The 16,630-nt window shown below is 71.6% G+C and carries 15 protein-coding genes; 3 read left to right on the top strand and 12 right to left on the bottom strand.

All coding sequences use genetic code 11. From position 1 onward, the window contains the following. The 8 genes from AB0C87_RS27770 to sigJ all read right to left on the bottom strand — a co-directional run bounded on the left by AB0C87_RS27770 (position 1) and on the right by sigJ (position 9,900). A complete protein-coding gene (locus AB0C87_RS27770; RefSeq protein ID WP_345177899.1) occupies positions 1-519 on the bottom strand; it encodes a hypothetical protein in 519 nt (172 codons plus the stop codon). Between the two features lie 53 nt (positions 520-572). Beyond that, complete coding sequence (locus AB0C87_RS27765; RefSeq protein WP_360580247.1) at positions 573-1,796, bottom strand: lipase family protein; 1,224 nt, start codon at positions 1,794-1,796, stop codon at positions 573-575. A 9-nt stretch (positions 1,797-1,805) separates the two neighbouring features. Beyond that, complete coding sequence (locus AB0C87_RS27760; RefSeq protein ID WP_360580245.1) at positions 1,806-2,933, bottom strand: DUF6801 domain-containing protein; 1,128 nt, start codon at positions 2,931-2,933, stop codon at positions 1,806-1,808. A 125-nt stretch (positions 2,934-3,058) separates the two neighbouring features. Next, the gene (locus tag AB0C87_RS27755) at positions 3,059-4,378 is read right to left on the bottom strand and encodes a DUF6801 domain-containing protein (protein WP_360580243.1); all 1,320 of its coding nucleotides are present in this window, start codon (positions 4,376-4,378) and stop codon (positions 3,059-3,061) included. Between the two features lie 255 nt (positions 4,379-4,633). Continuing rightward, a complete protein-coding gene (locus tag AB0C87_RS27750) occupies positions 4,634-5,647 on the bottom strand; it encodes a cupin-like domain-containing protein (protein ID WP_345170931.1) in 1,014 nt (337 codons plus the stop codon). A 52-nt stretch (positions 5,648-5,699) separates the two neighbouring features. Next, positions 5,700-7,076: a DUF6801 domain-containing protein gene (locus AB0C87_RS27745; protein ID WP_360580241.1), complete on the bottom strand. Its 1,377-nt coding sequence runs from the start codon at positions 7,074-7,076 to the stop codon at positions 5,700-5,702. Between the two features lie 50 nt (positions 7,077-7,126). Beyond that, the gene (locus AB0C87_RS27740) at positions 7,127-8,722 is read right to left on the bottom strand and encodes a phospholipid carrier-dependent glycosyltransferase (RefSeq protein ID WP_360580239.1); all 1,596 of its coding nucleotides are present in this window, start codon (positions 8,720-8,722) and stop codon (positions 7,127-7,129) included. A 239-nt stretch (positions 8,723-8,961) separates the two neighbouring features. Continuing rightward, entirely contained in the window at positions 8,962-9,900 is a 939-nt protein-coding gene (gene sigJ, locus AB0C87_RS27735) for an RNA polymerase sigma factor SigJ (RefSeq protein ID WP_360580237.1), read from the bottom strand. Between the two features lie 157 nt (positions 9,901-10,057). On the opposite strand from sigJ, the gene AB0C87_RS27730 reads away from it, so the two are divergent. Continuing rightward, positions 10,058-10,687 carry an LUD domain-containing protein gene (locus tag AB0C87_RS27730; RefSeq protein ID WP_360580235.1) on the top strand — a complete coding sequence of 210 codons (630 nt, stop codon included), beginning with the start codon at positions 10,058-10,060 and terminating at the stop codon, positions 10,685-10,687. 116 nt (positions 10,688-10,803) lie between these two features. Here the strand turns inward: AB0C87_RS27730 and AB0C87_RS27725 are convergent, their stop codons facing one another. Further along, positions 10,804-10,983 carry a hypothetical protein gene (locus AB0C87_RS27725; protein WP_360580233.1) on the bottom strand — a complete coding sequence of 60 codons (180 nt, stop codon included), beginning with the start codon at positions 10,981-10,983 and terminating at the stop codon, positions 10,804-10,806. A 371-nt stretch (positions 10,984-11,354) separates the two neighbouring features. On the opposite strand from AB0C87_RS27725, the gene AB0C87_RS27720 reads away from it, so the two are divergent. Beyond that, the gene (locus tag AB0C87_RS27720) at positions 11,355-12,971 is read left to right on the top strand and encodes a hypothetical protein (RefSeq protein ID WP_345170943.1); all 1,617 of its coding nucleotides are present in this window, start codon (positions 11,355-11,357) and stop codon (positions 12,969-12,971) included. A gap of 71 nt (positions 12,972-13,042) precedes the next feature. On the opposite strand, the gene AB0C87_RS27715 is transcribed toward AB0C87_RS27720, so the two are convergent. Genes AB0C87_RS27715 through AB0C87_RS27705 form a run of 3 tightly spaced genes read right to left on the bottom strand, consistent with a single transcriptional unit; the run spans position 13,043 to position 15,481 of the window. Beyond that, positions 13,043-13,816, bottom strand: a complete 774-nt coding sequence (locus AB0C87_RS27715; protein ID WP_345170945.1) for an ABC transporter permease — start codon at positions 13,814-13,816, stop codon at positions 13,043-13,045. Continuing rightward, positions 13,813-14,784, bottom strand: coding sequence for an ATP-binding cassette domain-containing protein (locus tag AB0C87_RS27710; protein ID WP_345170947.1), 972 nt, complete (start codon positions 14,782-14,784; stop codon positions 13,813-13,815). Before AB0C87_RS27710 ends, AB0C87_RS27715 begins: the two co-directional genes overlap by 4 nt. 37 nt (positions 14,785-14,821) lie before the next feature. Next, positions 14,822-15,481, bottom strand: a complete 660-nt coding sequence (locus tag AB0C87_RS27705) for a DUF4097 family beta strand repeat-containing protein (protein ID WP_345170949.1) — start codon at positions 15,479-15,481, stop codon at positions 14,822-14,824. A 252-nt stretch (positions 15,482-15,733) separates the two neighbouring features. Between AB0C87_RS27705 and AB0C87_RS27700 the strand changes: the two genes are divergently transcribed. Continuing rightward, positions 15,734-16,480 carry a helix-turn-helix domain-containing protein gene (locus AB0C87_RS27700; RefSeq protein WP_353832002.1) on the top strand — a complete coding sequence of 249 codons (747 nt, stop codon included), beginning with the start codon at positions 15,734-15,736 and terminating at the stop codon, positions 16,478-16,480. Positions 16,481-16,630: the final 150 nt, after the last annotated feature.

The raw sequence follows: 16,630 nt of genomic DNA, 5'->3' as shown, positions 1-16,630 counted from the left end.
TCATCTCTTGCACGCCGGCGCCTTGGCGAACGCCGCGGCCAGCTGCGGGTTCTTCCGCAGGTCCTGCTCGGGCCCCTGGTAGCCGCTGTACTGCCCGAACGCCTTGCCCATCTGGTCGACGGCCCGTTGCAGCGACCGCTTGTCGGTCACGTTCGCCCGCTTGAGGTTCTTGGACGCGGTCGTGACGGTCGAGTGCGTGCGGGTGAGGTTGTTCATCGTGGTGGAGAACACGGCCTCGCCGTTGTCGACGGGCGGCGCGCCGAGCCCGGACAGCCTCGTCTCCAGCGTCCGCATCCGGTCGGAGATGCCGTCGAGGAGCTGGACGAGCGACGCCTTGGACTTCAGCACGCTCGCGCTGTCCAGCTTCGGCGCCCGCATCGGGGCGCTCTGGGTGAGGACGCCGCAGGCCCTGCCCGCCCAGGCGACCTCGGGGCCGTCCTTCTTCTCCGAGCCGCATCCGGCCGCGGACAGGGCTGCCACCGAGGCCAGCGCCGCGAGGGCGACGGATCGCCGAACCATGGTTGTCTCCTTCTCGGGGGTGGGTGACCGTGCCGGCGGTCGCGGGGTCGGGGTCAGCAGTTGGAGGCGGCGGGCTTCCCGGCGAACCGGTCGGCCAGGAACGCCATCGCGTCGTCGTTGCCGCGGTAGACGAGGGTGATGTGGCTGACGCCGTCCCACGTCTTCCAGGTGACGGGGACGCCGAGCTTGCAGTAGTCGTCCCGGAGCTGCTTGGCCTGCCCGTACGCGACGATCTCGTCGGAGACCGAGTGGTACTGGAAGACGGGGACCTTCACGGGCTCGCCGCCCAGCTGGTTCTCCGCGACGCGGTCCAGCCACGCCTCGGTCGCGAACGGGCTGGTGGTGAAGTAGTCGGGGATCGTCTTGCCCTTGTAGTCGAGCAGCAGCTCCAGCGTGCAGGCGCCGCCCTCAAGGCCGTCGACCATGGCGCGGCCCGCGTCGTTGAGGTAGGACGCGAGGTCCAGCTCCGGGTAGGCGTGGTCCATGCCGACCATCGAGTAGAGGAGGAAGCCGAACGGGTCCCGGCCCTCCAGCGGCAGGCCCACGGCGGCCAGGTCGGACGGCACGCCGCCGCCGACGACGCCCGCGAGCTTCAGCTCCGGCGCGTACTCCGGCTGCTTCTGCCCCGCCCACATCGCGGCCGCGCCGCCCTGCGAGTAGCCGCGGAAAGCGACCCGCGCGTCCTTCGCCAGGCCCGACTCGGGGAGCCGCTGCGCCGCGCGGACCGCGTCGATGACGGAGTAGCCCATGGAGTCGACCACGTAGGTGGTCGCCGGGTTCTCGTGGTAGCCCTCGTAGTCGGTGACGGCGACCGCGTAGCCCTTCCCGAGCATCTCGTTCAGCGCCGCCTGCTCGTAGAAGGCGCCCTGGTCGATGAACCTGGACGGCGCGCAGCGGAACGCCGGGCCGCTGGTGCCGGGACCGAACCCCACGATCGGCGCCTTCGCCGGGTCCGCCTTCTTCGGCACGAGGACGATCCCGGTGACGGCGACGGGCTTGCCGAGCGCGCCGGTCGACAGGTACATGACCTGCCAGGCGTTTGCGAGGGAGCGCGCGGCCGGCGGGCCCGCCTTGGCCGGGCGCGCCCGGATGACGTCGCCCGGGGAGCCGGACGGCAGCGGCGAGGGCGGGGTGTAGAAGGCGTCCCCGGCGGGGCCGGGCTCGGTCGCCGGGGCCGCCGAGGCGGGCGCGGAGGACGCGGGGACGGCGCAGAGCGCGGCCAGCAGCGCGGCGGCCAGGGCGAGGAGCGCCGCTCGCCGGTGGTGGTGGTTCGGCATCGCCTGCTCCTAGCTCGTCTTCTTCGGGGTGAGCGTCACGGTGACCGCGTTGCCGGGGCCGGCGAGGGAGGAGCCGAGCACGCCGGTGAGGGGGCCGCAGCCGTCGATCGGCGGCAGCTCGTAGGCGCCGGTCAGCGCGCCGCCCGCCTTCGGGTCGAACCCGGCGGCGGAGGTCAGCGTGAGGCCGGACGGACGGGACGTCCGGCACGCCTCGCCGCCTCCGACGGGCAGGAAGCCGAACACCGTGAACGCGGGGAAGCGCGCGGTCACCTTCGAGACGGTGGTGAGGACGCCGTCCCTGTAGGTCCCGGTCGTCCCGCCCTCGGCGGCGAACACGACGTCGGCCGTCACGGGCAGGAAGCCGAGCATCTGGAACCGGGCCTTGGACGGGTCCAGCGTGAGGCCGCCGGTGACCGTGCCGCCGTCGATCTTCGCGTCGAGGGCGCCGGTCAGCGGGATCGTCCCGCCGGACGCCCTGATCGTGGAAGAGCCCTGGAGCGTGTAGGAGTACGGCGCGGCCCCCGGGCCGCCGTCCTCGTCCACGATCTCGAAGGAGGCGAGGACGGCGTCCTGCCCCGGGTCCTGCGTGCACTCGGACTCGAACGTGCCGAGCCCGGAGGCGCCGCCGTCGTCCGTCCGCGGGGTCAGGGTCAGGACGAGGTTCCCCACGGTGACCTTGCCGGGCCCGGCCTTCGTGAACGTCAGGTCGGGCGCCGCGCCGCGCCCCTTCACGGTGAAGCCGCCGGACGCCGGGATGGGCGTCCCGTCCAGCGCGGAGTCGACCTCGACGGGCAGGCCGTCCGGCGTCTCGGGGACGGTCAGCGTCGCGTCGGCCAGCGCGTGGCCCTGCAGGGTCGTCGCGTACAGGGCCCGCAGGCCACGCGCGGACTCCGCGCTCACCGTCGAGACCGAGTCGACGGTGATGCCCGGCATGACCTCGCCGACCTCGACCCGGGCGGGGACGTTCGCGCTGAGCTCCACGTGCACCGGCTGGGGCCCGAGGAGCGGGAACGTGCAGTGGTAGTCGAGCCCGAGGGTGGCCGGGCCCGCCGCGGCGGGGCCCGCGCCGGCGAGGCCCGACGCCAGCAGGGCGGCGGCCAGGGCCAGCGCGGCGCCCGTTCTCTTCTTCTTCGTCACCTGTCGACCTCGCCTCGTCTGGGAGGGGCCCCCGCCGTGTCCGGCTGCGCCGCGTCCGCGGCACGCCGCGTTCGCGGCGCGGCGGCGGGGGCCCGCCCTGGTTGACCGTCAGCTCACCGCCGCCGTCACGCCTTGGGCGTGAGGGTCAGGTCGATGGTGTTGCCGTCACCGGCGGTGAAGAGGTTGAGGATGCCGGTCAGCGGCCCGCACTGGTCGATCGACGAGAGCGCGTACCGTCCGCTGATCTTGCCGCCGACGCCCGGGTCGAAGAACTCGCCCGCGGGCGACTGGAGCCGGATGTCGGAGGGCTCGGTGGTCTGGCAGTTCTCACCGCCGCCGATCGGGATGGCGCCGAACACGTTGAACGACGACAGCTTGGTGATGACCTTGCTGTTGGTCGTGAGCTGGCCGTCCTTGTAGAGGCCGGTGGTCGGGCCCTGCGTGACGAGGCCGATGTCGGCGGTCACCGGCAGGAAGCCGAGGATCTGGAAGTTGCCCTTGGTCGGGGCGAGCTTCAGGTCCGCGGTGACGGCGCCGGTGTCCAGGTTCAGGTCGGCGCCGACGGAGCCGGTCAGGGGCGCCTTGCCGTTCGGCGCCTTCACGAACGTCTCACCGGAGAGGGTGAAGTCGTAGTGCTCACCGCCGGTGGGGGTCGGGGTCGGCGTGGGAGTGGGCGTGGGGGTCGGGGTGGGAGTGGGGGTCGGAGTCGGCGTGGGAGTGGGGGTGGGCGTCGGGGTGGGCGTGGGAGTGGGGGTCGGCGTGGGAGTGGGGGTGGGCGTCGGGGTCGGGGTGGGCGTCGGCGTGGGGGTGCCGCCGTCGGTGATGGTGAAGTGGGCGAACGGCTCGTCCTGGCCCGGGTCCTTGGTGCAGGTCACGTCCTTGCCGCCGGCCCAGACCTCGGTGCCGTCGGCCTTCTTCGGGTTGATGTGCTGCGTCAGCCCGACGATCGTGATCTTGCCTTCGCCGGTCTGGCTGAACACCAGCTGCGGCGCGTCGCCCTCGGCGACCAGGTCCCAGGTCGCCCCGGCCTGCTGCGGGATGTCGACCTTGTTGATGACGACGTCCGTCGCGACCGGCAGGTTCGGGTCCTCGGGCACCGACACGACCGAGTCGGCGGAGGCCGTGCCCTCCAGCGTGACGGCCTTCACCGCGCGCAGGCCGTTGGTGATGGTGCCGGTGATGTGCGCCGTCGACTTGATGTGGAAGGGCGGCGACAGCTCCCCGACCTTGATGCTGGACGGGAAGTCGCTGTCGATGTCGACCGTGAGCGGCTGGTTGCCGATCAGCGGGAAGACGCAGTGGAAGTTCAGCGTCTGGTGGATCGGGTCCGCCAGGGCGGGGCCGGCGCCGACGACGCCGAGCAGGGAGAGGCCGAGGCCCCCGATGGCCGCGGTCGCGAGGCCCTTGGCCGTGCGCCGCTTGCGCGTACCGAGCTTGTCGTCCAACTTTCTGCCTTTCGTCCGGAACCAGATTTCCCGTACGTTTCGAGGCGGTAAATTACCGGCCGCCGGCACCCGGGTCTTCGCGGTCGACTGACAAAATCAAAGGCGTTCACGCTCACCGTTCAACGGCTTCTAAAAAGTGCGGCCACTTGAGCATGATCTGACATTTTTCGAGCTTTTCGAGGGCAGCGTCAGACCACCGGACGACAGCGTTTCCGCATTTTGTCATCCGGTGCTCGAATCACCGGCGCGAACGGATCAGAGGTGCTGGTAGGTGGTGTAGTCGGAGGCGAAGTCGTTGTCTTTCAGGAAGTTGGTGAAGCTCATCGTGATCGTGGCGTCGAGGCCCTCGACGTAGTGCCACCACCCGATCGGGATGAACAGCAGCTCACCGGGGGCGAGCGTGCACTCCAGCACCTGAGCCCTGCGCATGGCCGGGAACCTGTCGTAGTCGACGTCGCTCCCGTCGACCTCCGAGTAGCAGTGCAGGGTGTTGTAGACGTGGGCGGTGTCGTGCATCGGCACCATCCTGACCCTCTTGCGGCCCATCACCTGCGCCATGAAGTTGTTGGTCAGGTCGTGGTGATAGGGCGTCTTCGTGCCGGGCGGGCCGAGCCAGAAGAAACTGCGGCCCTTGACCTCGCCGCCGTCCAGGTACTCGGAGACCGGGTCGATGTCGTCCCACAGGACGTCCAGCGCCCGCTGGTTTCGGGACGCGTTGTTGGCCGTCATGTAGAAGTCGTTGGTCGTCCCGGCCGCCTCGACCATGTCGACGTACTCGCGGAACGGCATGAGCCGCTTGTGCCGCGGCCCGTTGATCTCGTAGTTCTCGTCGGACTCGCGGCCGAACTGCACCTCGACCTCGTTGCCGCCGCACGTCGCGCGCAGGTAGTCGAAGTCCCACTTCGTGAGCGCGGGCCACGACTTGAGCATTCCGGTGATGATGACGGGGCGGTTCTGGAAGTAGTACTCCTCGAAGAACTCGTCCCGGGAGAGGCGCTCCCTCCGGACGATCTCGCCGCCGTCCGCGCGCATCCGGGCGAGCCGCCCGTAGACGGTCAGCGTCCACTCGCGCTTGCGGAGCCGGTTGGCGACGCGGGTCGCGCCCAGCACGTACGGGCTCGCCAGCGCGCCGGCCACCTCCCGGGCGGCCTCCTCCTCGGTGAACCCGTTGCTCTCCAGCGCCGCGCGGATCACCTCCGGGGGGTTGCCGAGCAGCAGGTTCTCGGCGATCCAGCGGCGCCACTGGTCCTTCGGTCGGGTGGTGGTCACGGCGTTCCTCCGTGGTTCGGTGAGCAGGCGTTGCGGTGGGCGGGCACGTCGTTCAGCCGGCGGGGCGCGGGGCGGTGCGCGCGGGGGCGGGGACGACCGGCGGGCAGCTGATGTCGGCGTCCGGGATGCAGGTGGCGCCCAGGGTGACGCGGAGCAGGTTCCCCGGGCCGGAGACGGCGCCGTCGAACAGCGGGCCGAGGTCCTCGCCGGCCCCGCAGCCGGTGAAGCGCGGGATGCGGAACGAGCCGTCGAGCATCCCGCCTTCCAGGACGCTGGTCATCTCGCCCTTGAGGACGATGTCGGCGTCGGCGGCGGTGCGGCAGTTCCCGCCGACGTCCAGCGGCGTCCCGTTGACGGAGACGTCCGAGATGCGGATGGACATCCGCATGTGGGCGCTGACGGACTGGACGCCGGTCTGCATGTCGCTGACGGCCTCGAACGTCCCGTAGTCCTCGCCCGGCCCGAGGGGACGCTGCGTCATCTCCATCGTCGCGGTCGTCGGCATGAACCCGAAGGTCAGGAACGTCGACCGCGACCGCAGCGGCGAGACGAACCGCTGCCGCACCGAGGCGCCGGTGTCGGTGAGCGCGTAGACGACATTGGTGAGGGCGGGGCGGCCGAACTCCGGGTCGTTCAGGATCGCGGCGCCCTTGAGCTTGGCGACGTTGGAGAACCCCGACAGGTAGACGCAGCCGGGGTACCAGTCGTCGGTGGGCCCGGTGAACCTCCCGCACTCGGCCGGGGTCTCGCCGGGCGCCGCGGCGGCCCGCTTCCCTGTCTTAGGCGGCGCGGTCTTCGGCGGAGCGGGCGTCGCCGGGGCCTCGCCTGCGGGGACGGGCACCGTGGCGAGGACGTGCTCCGCCGTCGGCTCGCACCCGATGGTGATCGCCGGTTTCGCGTCCTCGGGGACGCCGCCGTGGGCGTCGCGCGGGCCCAGCTCCAGCGTCAGGTCCCCGGCGGTGAACGTGAGGTCGCCGGTCCCGGCGGGCGTGACCGGCGGGACGTCCCCGGACGCCGCCAGGACCAGGTCGGCGCCGTCCGCGACCGGGGTGGCGGGCGTGGCGAGTCCCGGCCAGGCCGCCGGGGCGGACCGGCCGTCCTGCCGCACGGACACGCCGAGCTCCGCGGTCCCGGCGACGGAGGCGCCGCCGAGCGCGCTCACCTCGGGCACCGCGGCCTTCGGGATCGTCACCGCGACCGTGACCCGGCCCGGCCGCACGGGTCGTCCGGCCGTTCCCGTCGCGGGGAACGCGCCCCGCACCCGGACGCCGACCTCCCGCGACGTCCCGGACGGCAGGCGGCACGCGTAGGTCAGGGCGGCGTCCGCCTCCTGCGCCCGCGCCGCACCGCCCGGCAGCGATCCGGTCACGAGCGCGCCCAGCCCGACGGCCGTCACGGCGCCGAGCCTCCAGCGGGCGGGGGTCCTCATCGTCGATCACCTCTCCTGGGACTGCTGCGGACGTGCGGGCCGGCGCGAGGTCACGTCCACCCGGGAAGCCACAGGCGGGCCTGCCGGCCGGCCTCCGGAAGGGGCTCGCCTGTGAGGATCGGCAGGAGGTAGGCCAGGTTCACCGCCACGAGCGCGAGGTAGGCGGCCCCGGCCGCGCCGAGCAGCAGGCGCGGCACGGGCCGCTCCCGGTACGGGGCGGAGACGCCGTCGAAGAGCAGGACGATCGCGAGGATCGCGAACGGCAGCATCGGCAGCGCGTAGGTGGAGTACATCGTCCGGCCGGCGAGCGCGGCGGGGAACCAGGGCAGCCAGCTCGCGAGGTAGCCGCCCACGACCGCCGCGGCCCGCCGGTCGCGCGCCGCGAAGGCGCAGACCACCATGCCGAGCAGCGCGACGATGGAGAACCACCAGAGCGCAGGCGTGCCGAGGTGGGAGATCTCGCTGACGCACTTCGCGGCGCCGCAGCCGTCCCGTCCCTGCGGTACGGAGGTGCGCCACATGACGGCCGGATGTCCGAGGACGGGCCACTGCCAGGGCCACGACTGGCCGGGGTTCGGCTGCGTCACGCCGCTGTGGAAGTCCAGAGTCATCGCGTGGTAGTGCCACAGCGACCGCAGCGGATCGAGGAACGACGGCCACAGGCCGCTCGGATGCGCCTCGGCCCAGCGCCGCTGGAACCCCGGGACGTTCTGGCCGAAGAGGGTCTTCTGCAGCGGCGTCCCTGAGACGAACCAGCCCCACCAACTAGCCAGGTAGACGACCCCGGCGACGGCCCCCACCTGGACCAGCGACGGCAGGAGGTCGAGCCTGACCATGCCACGCCACGGCCGGACGGCTCCGGTGTCCTTGCGCGCTTTCCCGTCCCAGATCAGCGCCAGCACCCAGAAGAACACGAGCACGGAGGCGCCGGACCATTTCGTCGCGCAGGCGAGGCCGAAGCAGACCCCGCCCGCCAAGCGCCACCCATGCCAGACGAACGGCCCGCCAAGCCCCCCGCTTTCGGAACGCGCGGCCAGGGCGGCCCGCGTCCTGTCCCGATCGGCGATGAGGCAGCCGAACCCGGCCAGCACCCACACGAGCAGGAAGATGTCGAGCATGGACGCGCGGCTGGACACCAGCCACGAGCCGTCCAGCGCGAGCAGCAGCCCGGCCGCGCAGCCGAGAACGGTCGAGCCGGTCAGCCGCCGCGCGATGCGGGCCAGCAGCAGGACCGCCAGCACGCCCGCCGCACCGGCCGCGCACCGGTAACCGAACGGGCCGGATCCGAAGAGCGCCATCCCGGCGGCGATGAGCCACTTCCCGAGCGGCGGATGCGCGGCCCACTCGCCGCCGCCCGCGAGCCCCGCCGCGGGATGCCCGGCGATGAAGAGGGAGTCGGCGTACTCGCCGTTCGGCCCGCCGCGCCAGTTGTGCTCGACCCCGTAGTGCAGGAACGCCCAGGCGTCCTTGGCGTAGTACGTCTCGTCCCAGACGAGGGCGTGAGGGGCGCCCAGCCGGTGGAACACCAGGAACCCGGCGAACGCCGCGACGACCAGCGGCCCGGCCCAGCCCCACGCGGACGCGCGCCGACCGGCCGGCGCGCCGGCCGCGGACGCCGGTTCTTCCACCGCTACGGAGGCGGTCAAGGTGCTCCCCTTCGCTAAGGCGTGGACGGGGAGAAGAACCGTAATGAGCGGCGCACCACCGGATGAACCAAGTCCGCGACGAAGAAAGGGGGACGATTACTCACCTCTGTGAGTTTTCTAACGTCCCGCTCCGGAAACCCGAATGCCGTTGTAGAAGCGAACGACAACTTCCCCGAACACCGCTGTCCCAAGACGCGCGATTTCCGCCCCGCGAAAGGGGCAAGGCCCGGAACACCCCGTCACCCCGCCGTCCAGCGGCGGAGTTTCTCGGGGTTGCGCACCACCCAGATGCGCCGGATCCGGTCTCCCGCGATCTGGAACGCGAACACCGTCACGATGGCGCCGTCCTGCTGCGCCACCAGGCCGGGCTGGCCGTTGACCAAACGCTCCGCGAACGTCATGTCGTCGGGCCTGCGCCGGGCGAGTTCGAGCCAGGCGCGCGCGATCCGCTCGCCGCCCTGGATGGGGGGCGAGAAGGTGGTGGCGAGGCCGCCGCCGTCGGCGACCGCCGTGGCGTCGGGGTCGACCAGGCGGATGAGGGCGTCGATGTCCTTCGCCTCCCACGCCCGCCTGAAGTCTCTGACGACAGCGGCGTGCCGGGCCGGCGGTGTCGCGGAGGGCTGCGAGGCGCGGACGCGGCGGCGGGCCGAGGAGGCCAGCTGGCGGCACGCCGCCGGAGTGCGGCCGACGATCTCGGCCACTTCGGCGAAGGGGTGGCGGAAGACGTCGTGCAGGATGAACGCGACGCGCTCGGCGGGGGTCATCGATTCGAGCACGACCAGGAAGGCCAGGCTGAGCGACTCGTCCAGGGTGACCCGGTCGGCCGGGTCCGCGGCCGCGCCGTCCGGCCGCCCGCCGATCCACTCCGCGCGCTCGGGCAGCGGCTCCGGGATCCAGTCGCCCACATACGTCTCTCGCCGGGCCCGCGCCGAGCCGAGCACGTTGAGGCAGATGCGGCCGGCGACCGTCGTCAGCCAGGCCCCGGGCACCTCGACGGCCTCCTGCTGCTGCCGGGACATGGCGTACCAGCGGGCGTAGGTCTCCTGCACGGCGTCCTCGGCCTCGGCCAAAGAGCCCAGGAGCCGGTAGGCGAGACCGGTCAGGCGCCGCCGCTCGCTCATGATCGCGTCCAGGTCCGGGTCGGGCCGGTCCTGCTCGGGCTCGGATCGGATGGTCATGGCGCCGACGGCTCCCTCGGTCGAATCGGTCCTCACCCCTTCGACAGGACGGCGCACCGGAATGTGAGGCGGCGCACCGGCCTCACGTTTCCGCGGGCTGCGTTGTCGAACTGCTCAGACGACCCCATCATCCGGCGACAAGGAGCTCAGCGACATCATGACCACCTCGATTCCGGCGCCGCAGTTCACCGAAGCGGCGCCCGGGCGGCGTCTGGAGCGGGCGGCCGCCGCCCTCACCGCGCACGGTTTCACCGTCGAGATCCTCGATGACGCCGCCGCCGCGCGCACCCGTGTCAGGGAGCTGATCCCCGAGGGCGCCGGCGTGTTCACCGCGGCCAGCGAGACCCTCCGCCTGTCCGGCATCGACGAGGACATCAACGGCAGCGGACGATACGACGCCGTCAAGCCGCGCATCCTGGCCATGGACCGCGCCACCCGGACGGACGAGATCCGGCGGCGGTGCGCCGCCCCCGACGTCGTCGTCGGCAGCGTCCACGCGGTCACCGAGACCGGTTCCCTCGTGGTCGCCTCGGGCAGCGGAAGCCAGTTGCCCGGTTACTCCGGCGGAGCCGCCCGCGCGATCTGGATCGCCGGCGCCCAGAAGGTGGTGCCCGACCTGAGCACCGCGCTGCGCCGCGTCGAAGACCACTGCCTGCCGCTGGAGAACGCCCGCGCCCTGAAGGCCTACGGCACGCCCAGCGCCGTCAACCGCCTCCTCATCCTCAACGCGGAATACCAACCCGGACGCGGCACCGTTCTGCTCCTCCGCGAGACCATCGGCTTCTGACCCCCGAAGCCCGTCCGACGAGGCGGGGGGCTCCGGGCTCGTCCCGGAGCCCCGGGAGGTCGGCGGGGCGCGCCGCGCCGGGGGGCCGCCCGGCGCGTCGGCGAGCTGCCCGAGGGTCAGCGCTGGGTGATCCACACGATCAGCCACGCGGTGAACGCGCATCCGAGGGTGTAGGCGGTGCCGCGTGCGGCCGCGAACATGCCCGCCTGCGCCAGCCGGCGGACCATCCGGCGGAGCCCGCCCCGGCGCGTCGTCCGGCGAGGCCGGCCGTTCTTCGGCACCGCGGCACGGCCCATTGACCGATTATTCCGGTTTTTACTGGAGTCAACCACTCTTTACTGCTTTCCAGCCCCTCCATTCGGGGCGTCCGCGTCCGAGGGTTTCGGACAGGAGGATGTAACGCTTTGTAGCGAAATTCCAGAACGGTGTTCTGGTTGTTCGTTCTCGACTGCTTTGGTCGACTGGGTCGGCATCTATGCAGGTTGGACCCCTTCTGGGCGTGTTGTTTTGAAAGACGAACTAGGCAGGGAGATACTGGTTTGACTTCCTTGCGGCGCGTCTTCGGCGAGTCTCTACCGATGATCCAATTTCCCGGTAACGGGAGAGGGGGACGCCGCGGGGATTTTTCGTTTTCGCGAGTTCTCCCGTTCCGGGGGAAGGAGATCGCGTGGGCTCACACGGACGCCCCAAGAAGAAGATCAACGAGGACTTCCCGCAGGTCGCGGCGTTGTCCCAATACCTTCGCGACCTCATGGAGGCACGAAGGCTCACCAAGGACAGGCTGCTCGCCGCCGCCGGGATCCGGGGGCACAGCCGCCTCGACTGCTACCTCAACGGCGATGCGGTGCCCGAGGAGCGGGTGCTGGAGGCGTTCTTCGTCGCGCCGCTGGAGACCGTCCGGGAGCTGGACGACGACGAGGCGCGCACTCTGCGGGAGCGGTACCGGGCCGCCCGTGACGAGCGGAAGCCCCGCCCGGCGACCCACGCGGACCAGGTGCCGATCCTGGAGAAGGACCTGGCGACCGCGAAGAAGGACCTGGCGGCGGCGGAGGAGACGCTCAAGCGGATGTGGGGCCTGGTCGCGCTGCTGACCGCGCACGGCGAACGCCATCGTCAGACCGCCGAGGAACTCCGCGAGGCCCTCGGGCACCTGGAGGCCGGTCTGGCCGCCGCCAAGCAGCAGCTGCGGGAGGCCGAGGAAGCCGAGCGGCACAGCAACGCCCAGGCCGAGATGCTGAAGTTCCAGGCGTCCTGGTTCTCCCAGAAGCTGACCCAGCGGGCCATGCGGGTCGACGGCCTGCACGAGCATGCCCGGGTCATGGAGACCTCCCTGGTGAAGGCGCTGACGAGGATCTCCCGGCAGGGGGAGACCATCCAGGAGCTGAAGGACATGCAGCTTCTTCAGGAGCGGCTCAGCGCCCACTACCGCGACACCATCGCCGTCTTGGAGAAGGCCCGGGAGGACGACGAGGACAAGTACCGCCGGGCGCTGGAGGAGTGGGGCCAGGCCGTCCGGGACTGGGACCGGGAGAAGGCCACCCTCACCGGGCAGGTCGAAGGTCTCCAGCGGGAAGTCGAACGCCTGAAGGCCCGCGACGGCCAGGTCAGCCCGGTTTCCCTGAGGCGGGGGAACATGGCCGGCGCGGTGGAGTGGGGACGGCCCGGCTGGTATCTCAACAGCACCCGTCCCGACGTCGAGGCCTACTGGGATGGACAGCGGTGGACCGGTGAGAAGCGCCCCGCCCACCCCGCCGCCCGCGAGATGTGGCGCCCCAAGGGCCGCCACGCCCGGCCCGAGCCCACCGAGGACGAGCGCAACGCCGTGGCCGCCTGGAACGGGTACTGCCTCTGCTACCAGCTCCTGGAGCACCAAGCCCCCGGCTGGGCGGCTTCGATGATCGCGCGACGGCCCGGCAGCGACCTGCGGGTCCTGCTCCTGCCTCTCGGGCTCATGGCCGTCCCCACGTCCGACGACTCCGCCTACCGGTCTTTCGAGGCCGGCTTCTGGCGCGCGATCGAGAACCGGTGCCTCACTGAGGGCGACGCCCAAAAAGCCTTCCGCAGGTCCAGGCGCAACACCGGCGGCGGCCGCCACGTCAGCCCCACCAACAGCACCGTGCCCGACCTTCCCCTCGTCTCCGTCCCCTTCGCGGAGCGCCCCGTCATCGACTCCTGGTCATCCGACTGGCGTGCGATCGAAGGCGACGGCTCCTGGAACGTCACGGGCACACCGGCCCCCGATTTCTGGGCGGCCACCGCCAGCCTTTTCCGCCTGAGGCGGTGAACCACTGGGCCGGGAAGCGGTCAGGGCCGTCAGACCCTTTGGTCTGACGGCCCTGGTCGGCCGGTTCACGGTCAGGCCTTGTTGTAGGTGCGCTTGGCCCAGAAGTAGGAGAGGAGGGCGAGGCCGGCGCACCACGCGGCGGCGATGGCGCCGCTGTTGCCGATCGGGGTGCCGAGCAGGAGCCCGCGGACGGTCTCCATGATCGGGGTGAAGGGCTGGTACTCGGCGAACCAGCGCAGGGCGGTGGGCATGGAGTCGGTGGGGACGAAGCCGCTGCCGAGGAAGGGCAGGAGGATCAGCGGCATCGGGGCGTTGCTGGCGGCCTCGGGGGTCGAGGCCTTCAGGCCGAGGGCGACCGACAGCCAGGTGACGGCCACCGCGAACAGGGTCAGCATCCCGGCGGTCGCCAGCCACTCGACGGCGGAGGCGTTCGGGCGGAAGCCGATCGCCAGCGCGATGCCGATGAGGACGGCCATGCCGAAGAGCTGCTGGACGACGCTGGCGACGACGTGGCCGGTGAGGACCGAGGCCCGGGAGATCCGCATGGTGCGGAAGCGGGCGACGATGCCCTCGGTCATGTCGGTGGCGACCATGACGGCGGTTCCGGTCGCGGCGGTCGCGGCCGTCATGAGCAGGATGCCGGGGACGACGTAGTTCACGTAGGCGTCGCGGCCGCCGCCGAGCCCGCTGCCGAGGGTGCCGCCGAGGACGTAGACGAACAGCAGCAGGATGATGACCGGCGTGATGATCAGCTGGATGGTCATGGACGGGTAGCGGACGATGCGCTTGAGCTGCCGCCGGACCATGGTGGAGGAGTCGCGCGCGGCGAGGGTGAGCGTGCTCATCGGAGGGCCTCCTTGGTTCCGGCCGTGTCGTCGGCCTGCCGGCCGGTGAGGGTGAGGAAGACGTCGTCGAGGTCGGGCGTGTGCACCGACATCTCGTCGATCTCGATCGAGTGGTCGTCCAGGACGGCGAGCACGTCCCGGATCATCCGGACGCTGCCGTCGCTCGGCACCTGGAGGGTGAACGCCTCCGGGTCGGGGGTGCCGGCGCCGAGGGCCAGCGCGGCGGCGTCGAGCCGGCCGGGCTCGCCGAACTTCAGCAGGATGTGGCCGCCGGGGATGCGCCGCTTCAGCTCCTCGGAGGTGCCCTCGGCGATCAGCCGCCCCTGGTCGAGGAGGGCGATGCGGTCGGCGAGCTCGTCGGCCTCCTCCAGGTACTGCGTGGTGAGGAAGATGGTGACGCCGTCCCGGACGAGGTCGCGGACGATGCCCCACATGGCGCGGCGGCTGCGCGGGTCGAGTCCGGTGGTGGGCTCGTCCAGGAAGATCAGCTTGGGGTCGCCGACCAGGGTCATCGCCAGGTCGAGCCGGCGCTGCATGCCGCCGGAGTAGGTCGAGGCCGGCTTGCCCGCCGCGTCGACCAGGTCGAACTTCTCCAGCAGTTCGGCGGCCTTCCGCCTGCCCTCGCTCTTCGGCAGGTGCCTGAGGTCGGCCATGAGGAGGAGGTTCTCCTCGCCGGTCAGGAGCTTGTCGACCGCCGAATACTGCCCGGTCACCCCGATCGCGCCGCGCACGTCGTCGGCCTGGCGGCCGAGGTCGAACCCCGCGACGCGGACCTCGCCGGCGTCGGCCCGGATCAGCGTGGACAGGATCTGGACGGTGGTGGTCTTGCCCGCGCCGTTCGGGCCGAGCAGGGAGAAGATCGTTCCTTCGGGGACGGACAGGTCGATGCCGTCCAGGACGACCTTCTCGCCCTTCTTGTCGCGGTAGGACTTGCGCAGCCCGGTCGCCGCGATGGCCAGGTCGGTCATGGTGCTGCTCCTTTGGGGGGTCGCGTCGAGCCGCGGGTCAGAGGCTGCGGGCGGTGATGTCGCCGTGCATCGTGGTGGCGTGGAGGTCGAGTTCGGCGGTGCCGTCGTTCTTGAGGGTGTTGGTGATGCGGCCCTGGCTGGTGCCGGCGTCCAGGGAGGCCGAGACGCCCGCGGCGGCGCCGACCGAGATGTCGCCGGACATGGTGCGCAGGACGACCTTGCCGCCCGCGGCCTCGGTGACCCGGATGTCGCCCCGCTGGGTGCTGATCTCCGCGGGGCCGCCCAGCCGGCCGACCTCGACATCGCCGTCGGTGGCGGTGAGGCGCAGGCTCGCGGCCTCGTCCAGCTTGATCGAGCGGTAGGCGCCCTCGAAGGCGACGTCGCCGAACCGTCCGACGGTCCGGAGCTCGGCGGCGGCCGCCTTCCCCTCGACCCGGGACCCGGTGGGCAGCTGGACCGTCACCTCGACCGCCCCGGAGGAGCCGAGGCGGTTGTTCACCGGGACCGCGATCCGCAGGACTCCGTCCGCGTACTCGACCGCGGTCTGCTCCGCGGCCTTCACGTCGCGGCCCTTGGACGCGTCGGCGGGCCGGACCTCGACCGCGGTGTCGGTACGGTCGGCGGCGATGAGCTGGACGCGGCCGGCGGGGACGTCCAGGACGGCGGTGATCGGGGCGGGGGTGTCGAACTTCTGCATCGTGCTCTCCTTGCGGTCCGCCTTGCGGCTGCTTGTTTCGAACAACGCAAAAGCTACGTTGCTTTCCATATATAGGCAACACGATCTTTGCATTGAAGTAGCGTTTGCGCAGGTCAGAGTTAGATAATCATTGCAACAGACTGTTGTCTAACGCAACGCAACGCTGCCGAACGTTGCAATGTACTGAAGGTGAACGCTATGGTGGAGGCGTCAGGGAACGCCACGGCCCCGCGGGGCACGAAAGGGGTCGTGATGCCGGGAGGCAGGCTCACCCAGCAGGAGCGCCAGCAGATAGCGGTGGGGCTGGCCGACGGCCTCGCCTACGCGGAGATCGCGCGCCGCCTCGACCGTCCGACCTCCACGGTCACGCGCGAGGTGATGCGCAACGGCGGCCCCACCGGCTACCGCGCCGACCTGGCCCATCACGCCACCCAGCGCCGCACCCGGCGGCGCACCCAGACCGCGGCCCGGGGGACGCGGGCGGCGCCGCAGCCCTACGGACGCGACGCCGAGGCGGTGCTGGAGTTCCAGGAGACCCTCGCCACCGTCATCATGACGGCGGGCCTGCCCAAGATGACGGCCCGGGTGCTGAGCTGCCTCTACACCGCCGACACCAGCCTCACCGCCTCTGAACTCGCCGAGCGGCTCCAGGTCAGCCCCGCGTCCATCTCCAAGGCGGTCACGTTCCTCGCGGACCTGGAACTCATCCGCCGGGAGAGCGACGGCCGGCGCGACCGCTACGTCGTCGACAACGACCTCTGGTACCAGTCGATGATCCGCAGCATCCGGGACAACGACCGCTTCAGCGAAGCCGCGCGGGAGGGCGTCGCCGTCCTCGGGCGCGGCACCCCGGCCGCCACCCGCCTGGAGAACGCCGCCCGCTTCCTCGACTTCGTCAGCGAAAGCCTGAACCGGGCCGTGGAGCAGGCTCGCGACGTCCTCTACACCAAGCCGGAAACGCCCCCGGTCGCCGCCGCGCCGGAACCGGACCGCGGCTAGGGCCGTCCCGGCGCCCCGGCCGGACGCGGGCGGCGTCATCGCGGCCCGTGGCGCAGTTCACACGAGCGGCCTGTCAGAAGGACGCGGCCGCCGGTGTCTCGTGTGCGTCAGGAGGCCCGCGATCGATTCGCGCGGCACGCCGCACCACGA

Origin of the sequence: Actinomadura sp. NPDC048021 (genome assembly GCF_040653135.1) — a bacterium.
In the GTDB taxonomy this organism is placed as follows: Bacteria; Actinomycetota; Actinomycetes; order Streptosporangiales; family Streptosporangiaceae; genus Spirillospora; species Spirillospora verrucosospora.
This window is presented reverse-complemented; position numbering and strand designations above follow the sequence as displayed.

Bases quoted from the DNA above. Each gene is read 5' to 3' on its own strand.
- AB0C87_RS27770 (WP_345177899.1), bottom strand. From the start codon at position 519: ATGGTTCGGCGATCCGTCGCCCTCGCGGCGCTGGCCTCGGTGGCAGCC.
- AB0C87_RS27765 (WP_360580247.1), bottom strand. From the start codon at position 1,796: ATGCCGAACCACCACCACCGGCGAGCGGCGCTCCTCGCCCTGGCCGCC.
- AB0C87_RS27745 (WP_360580241.1), bottom strand. From the start codon at position 7,076: ATGAGGACCCCCGCCCGCTGGAGGCTCGGCGCCGTGACGGCCGTCGGG.
- sigJ (WP_360580237.1), bottom strand. From the start codon at position 9,900: ATGACCATCCGATCCGAGCCCGAGCAGGACCGGCCCGACCCGGACCTG.
- AB0C87_RS27730 (WP_360580235.1), top strand. From the start codon at position 10,058: ATGACCACCTCGATTCCGGCGCCGCAGTTCACCGAAGCGGCGCCCGGG.
- AB0C87_RS27725 (WP_360580233.1), bottom strand. From the start codon at position 10,983: ATGGGCCGTGCCGCGGTGCCGAAGAACGGCCGGCCTCGCCGGACGACG.
- AB0C87_RS27715 (WP_345170945.1), bottom strand. From the start codon at position 13,816: ATGAGCACGCTCACCCTCGCCGCGCGCGACTCCTCCACCATGGTCCGG.
- AB0C87_RS27710 (WP_345170947.1), bottom strand. From the start codon at position 14,784: ATGACCGACCTGGCCATCGCGGCGACCGGGCTGCGCAAGTCCTACCGC.
- AB0C87_RS27705 (WP_345170949.1), bottom strand. From the start codon at position 15,481: ATGCAGAAGTTCGACACCCCCGCCCCGATCACCGCCGTCCTGGACGTC.
- AB0C87_RS27700 (WP_353832002.1), top strand. From the start codon at position 15,734: ATGCCGGGAGGCAGGCTCACCCAGCAGGAGCGCCAGCAGATAGCGGTG.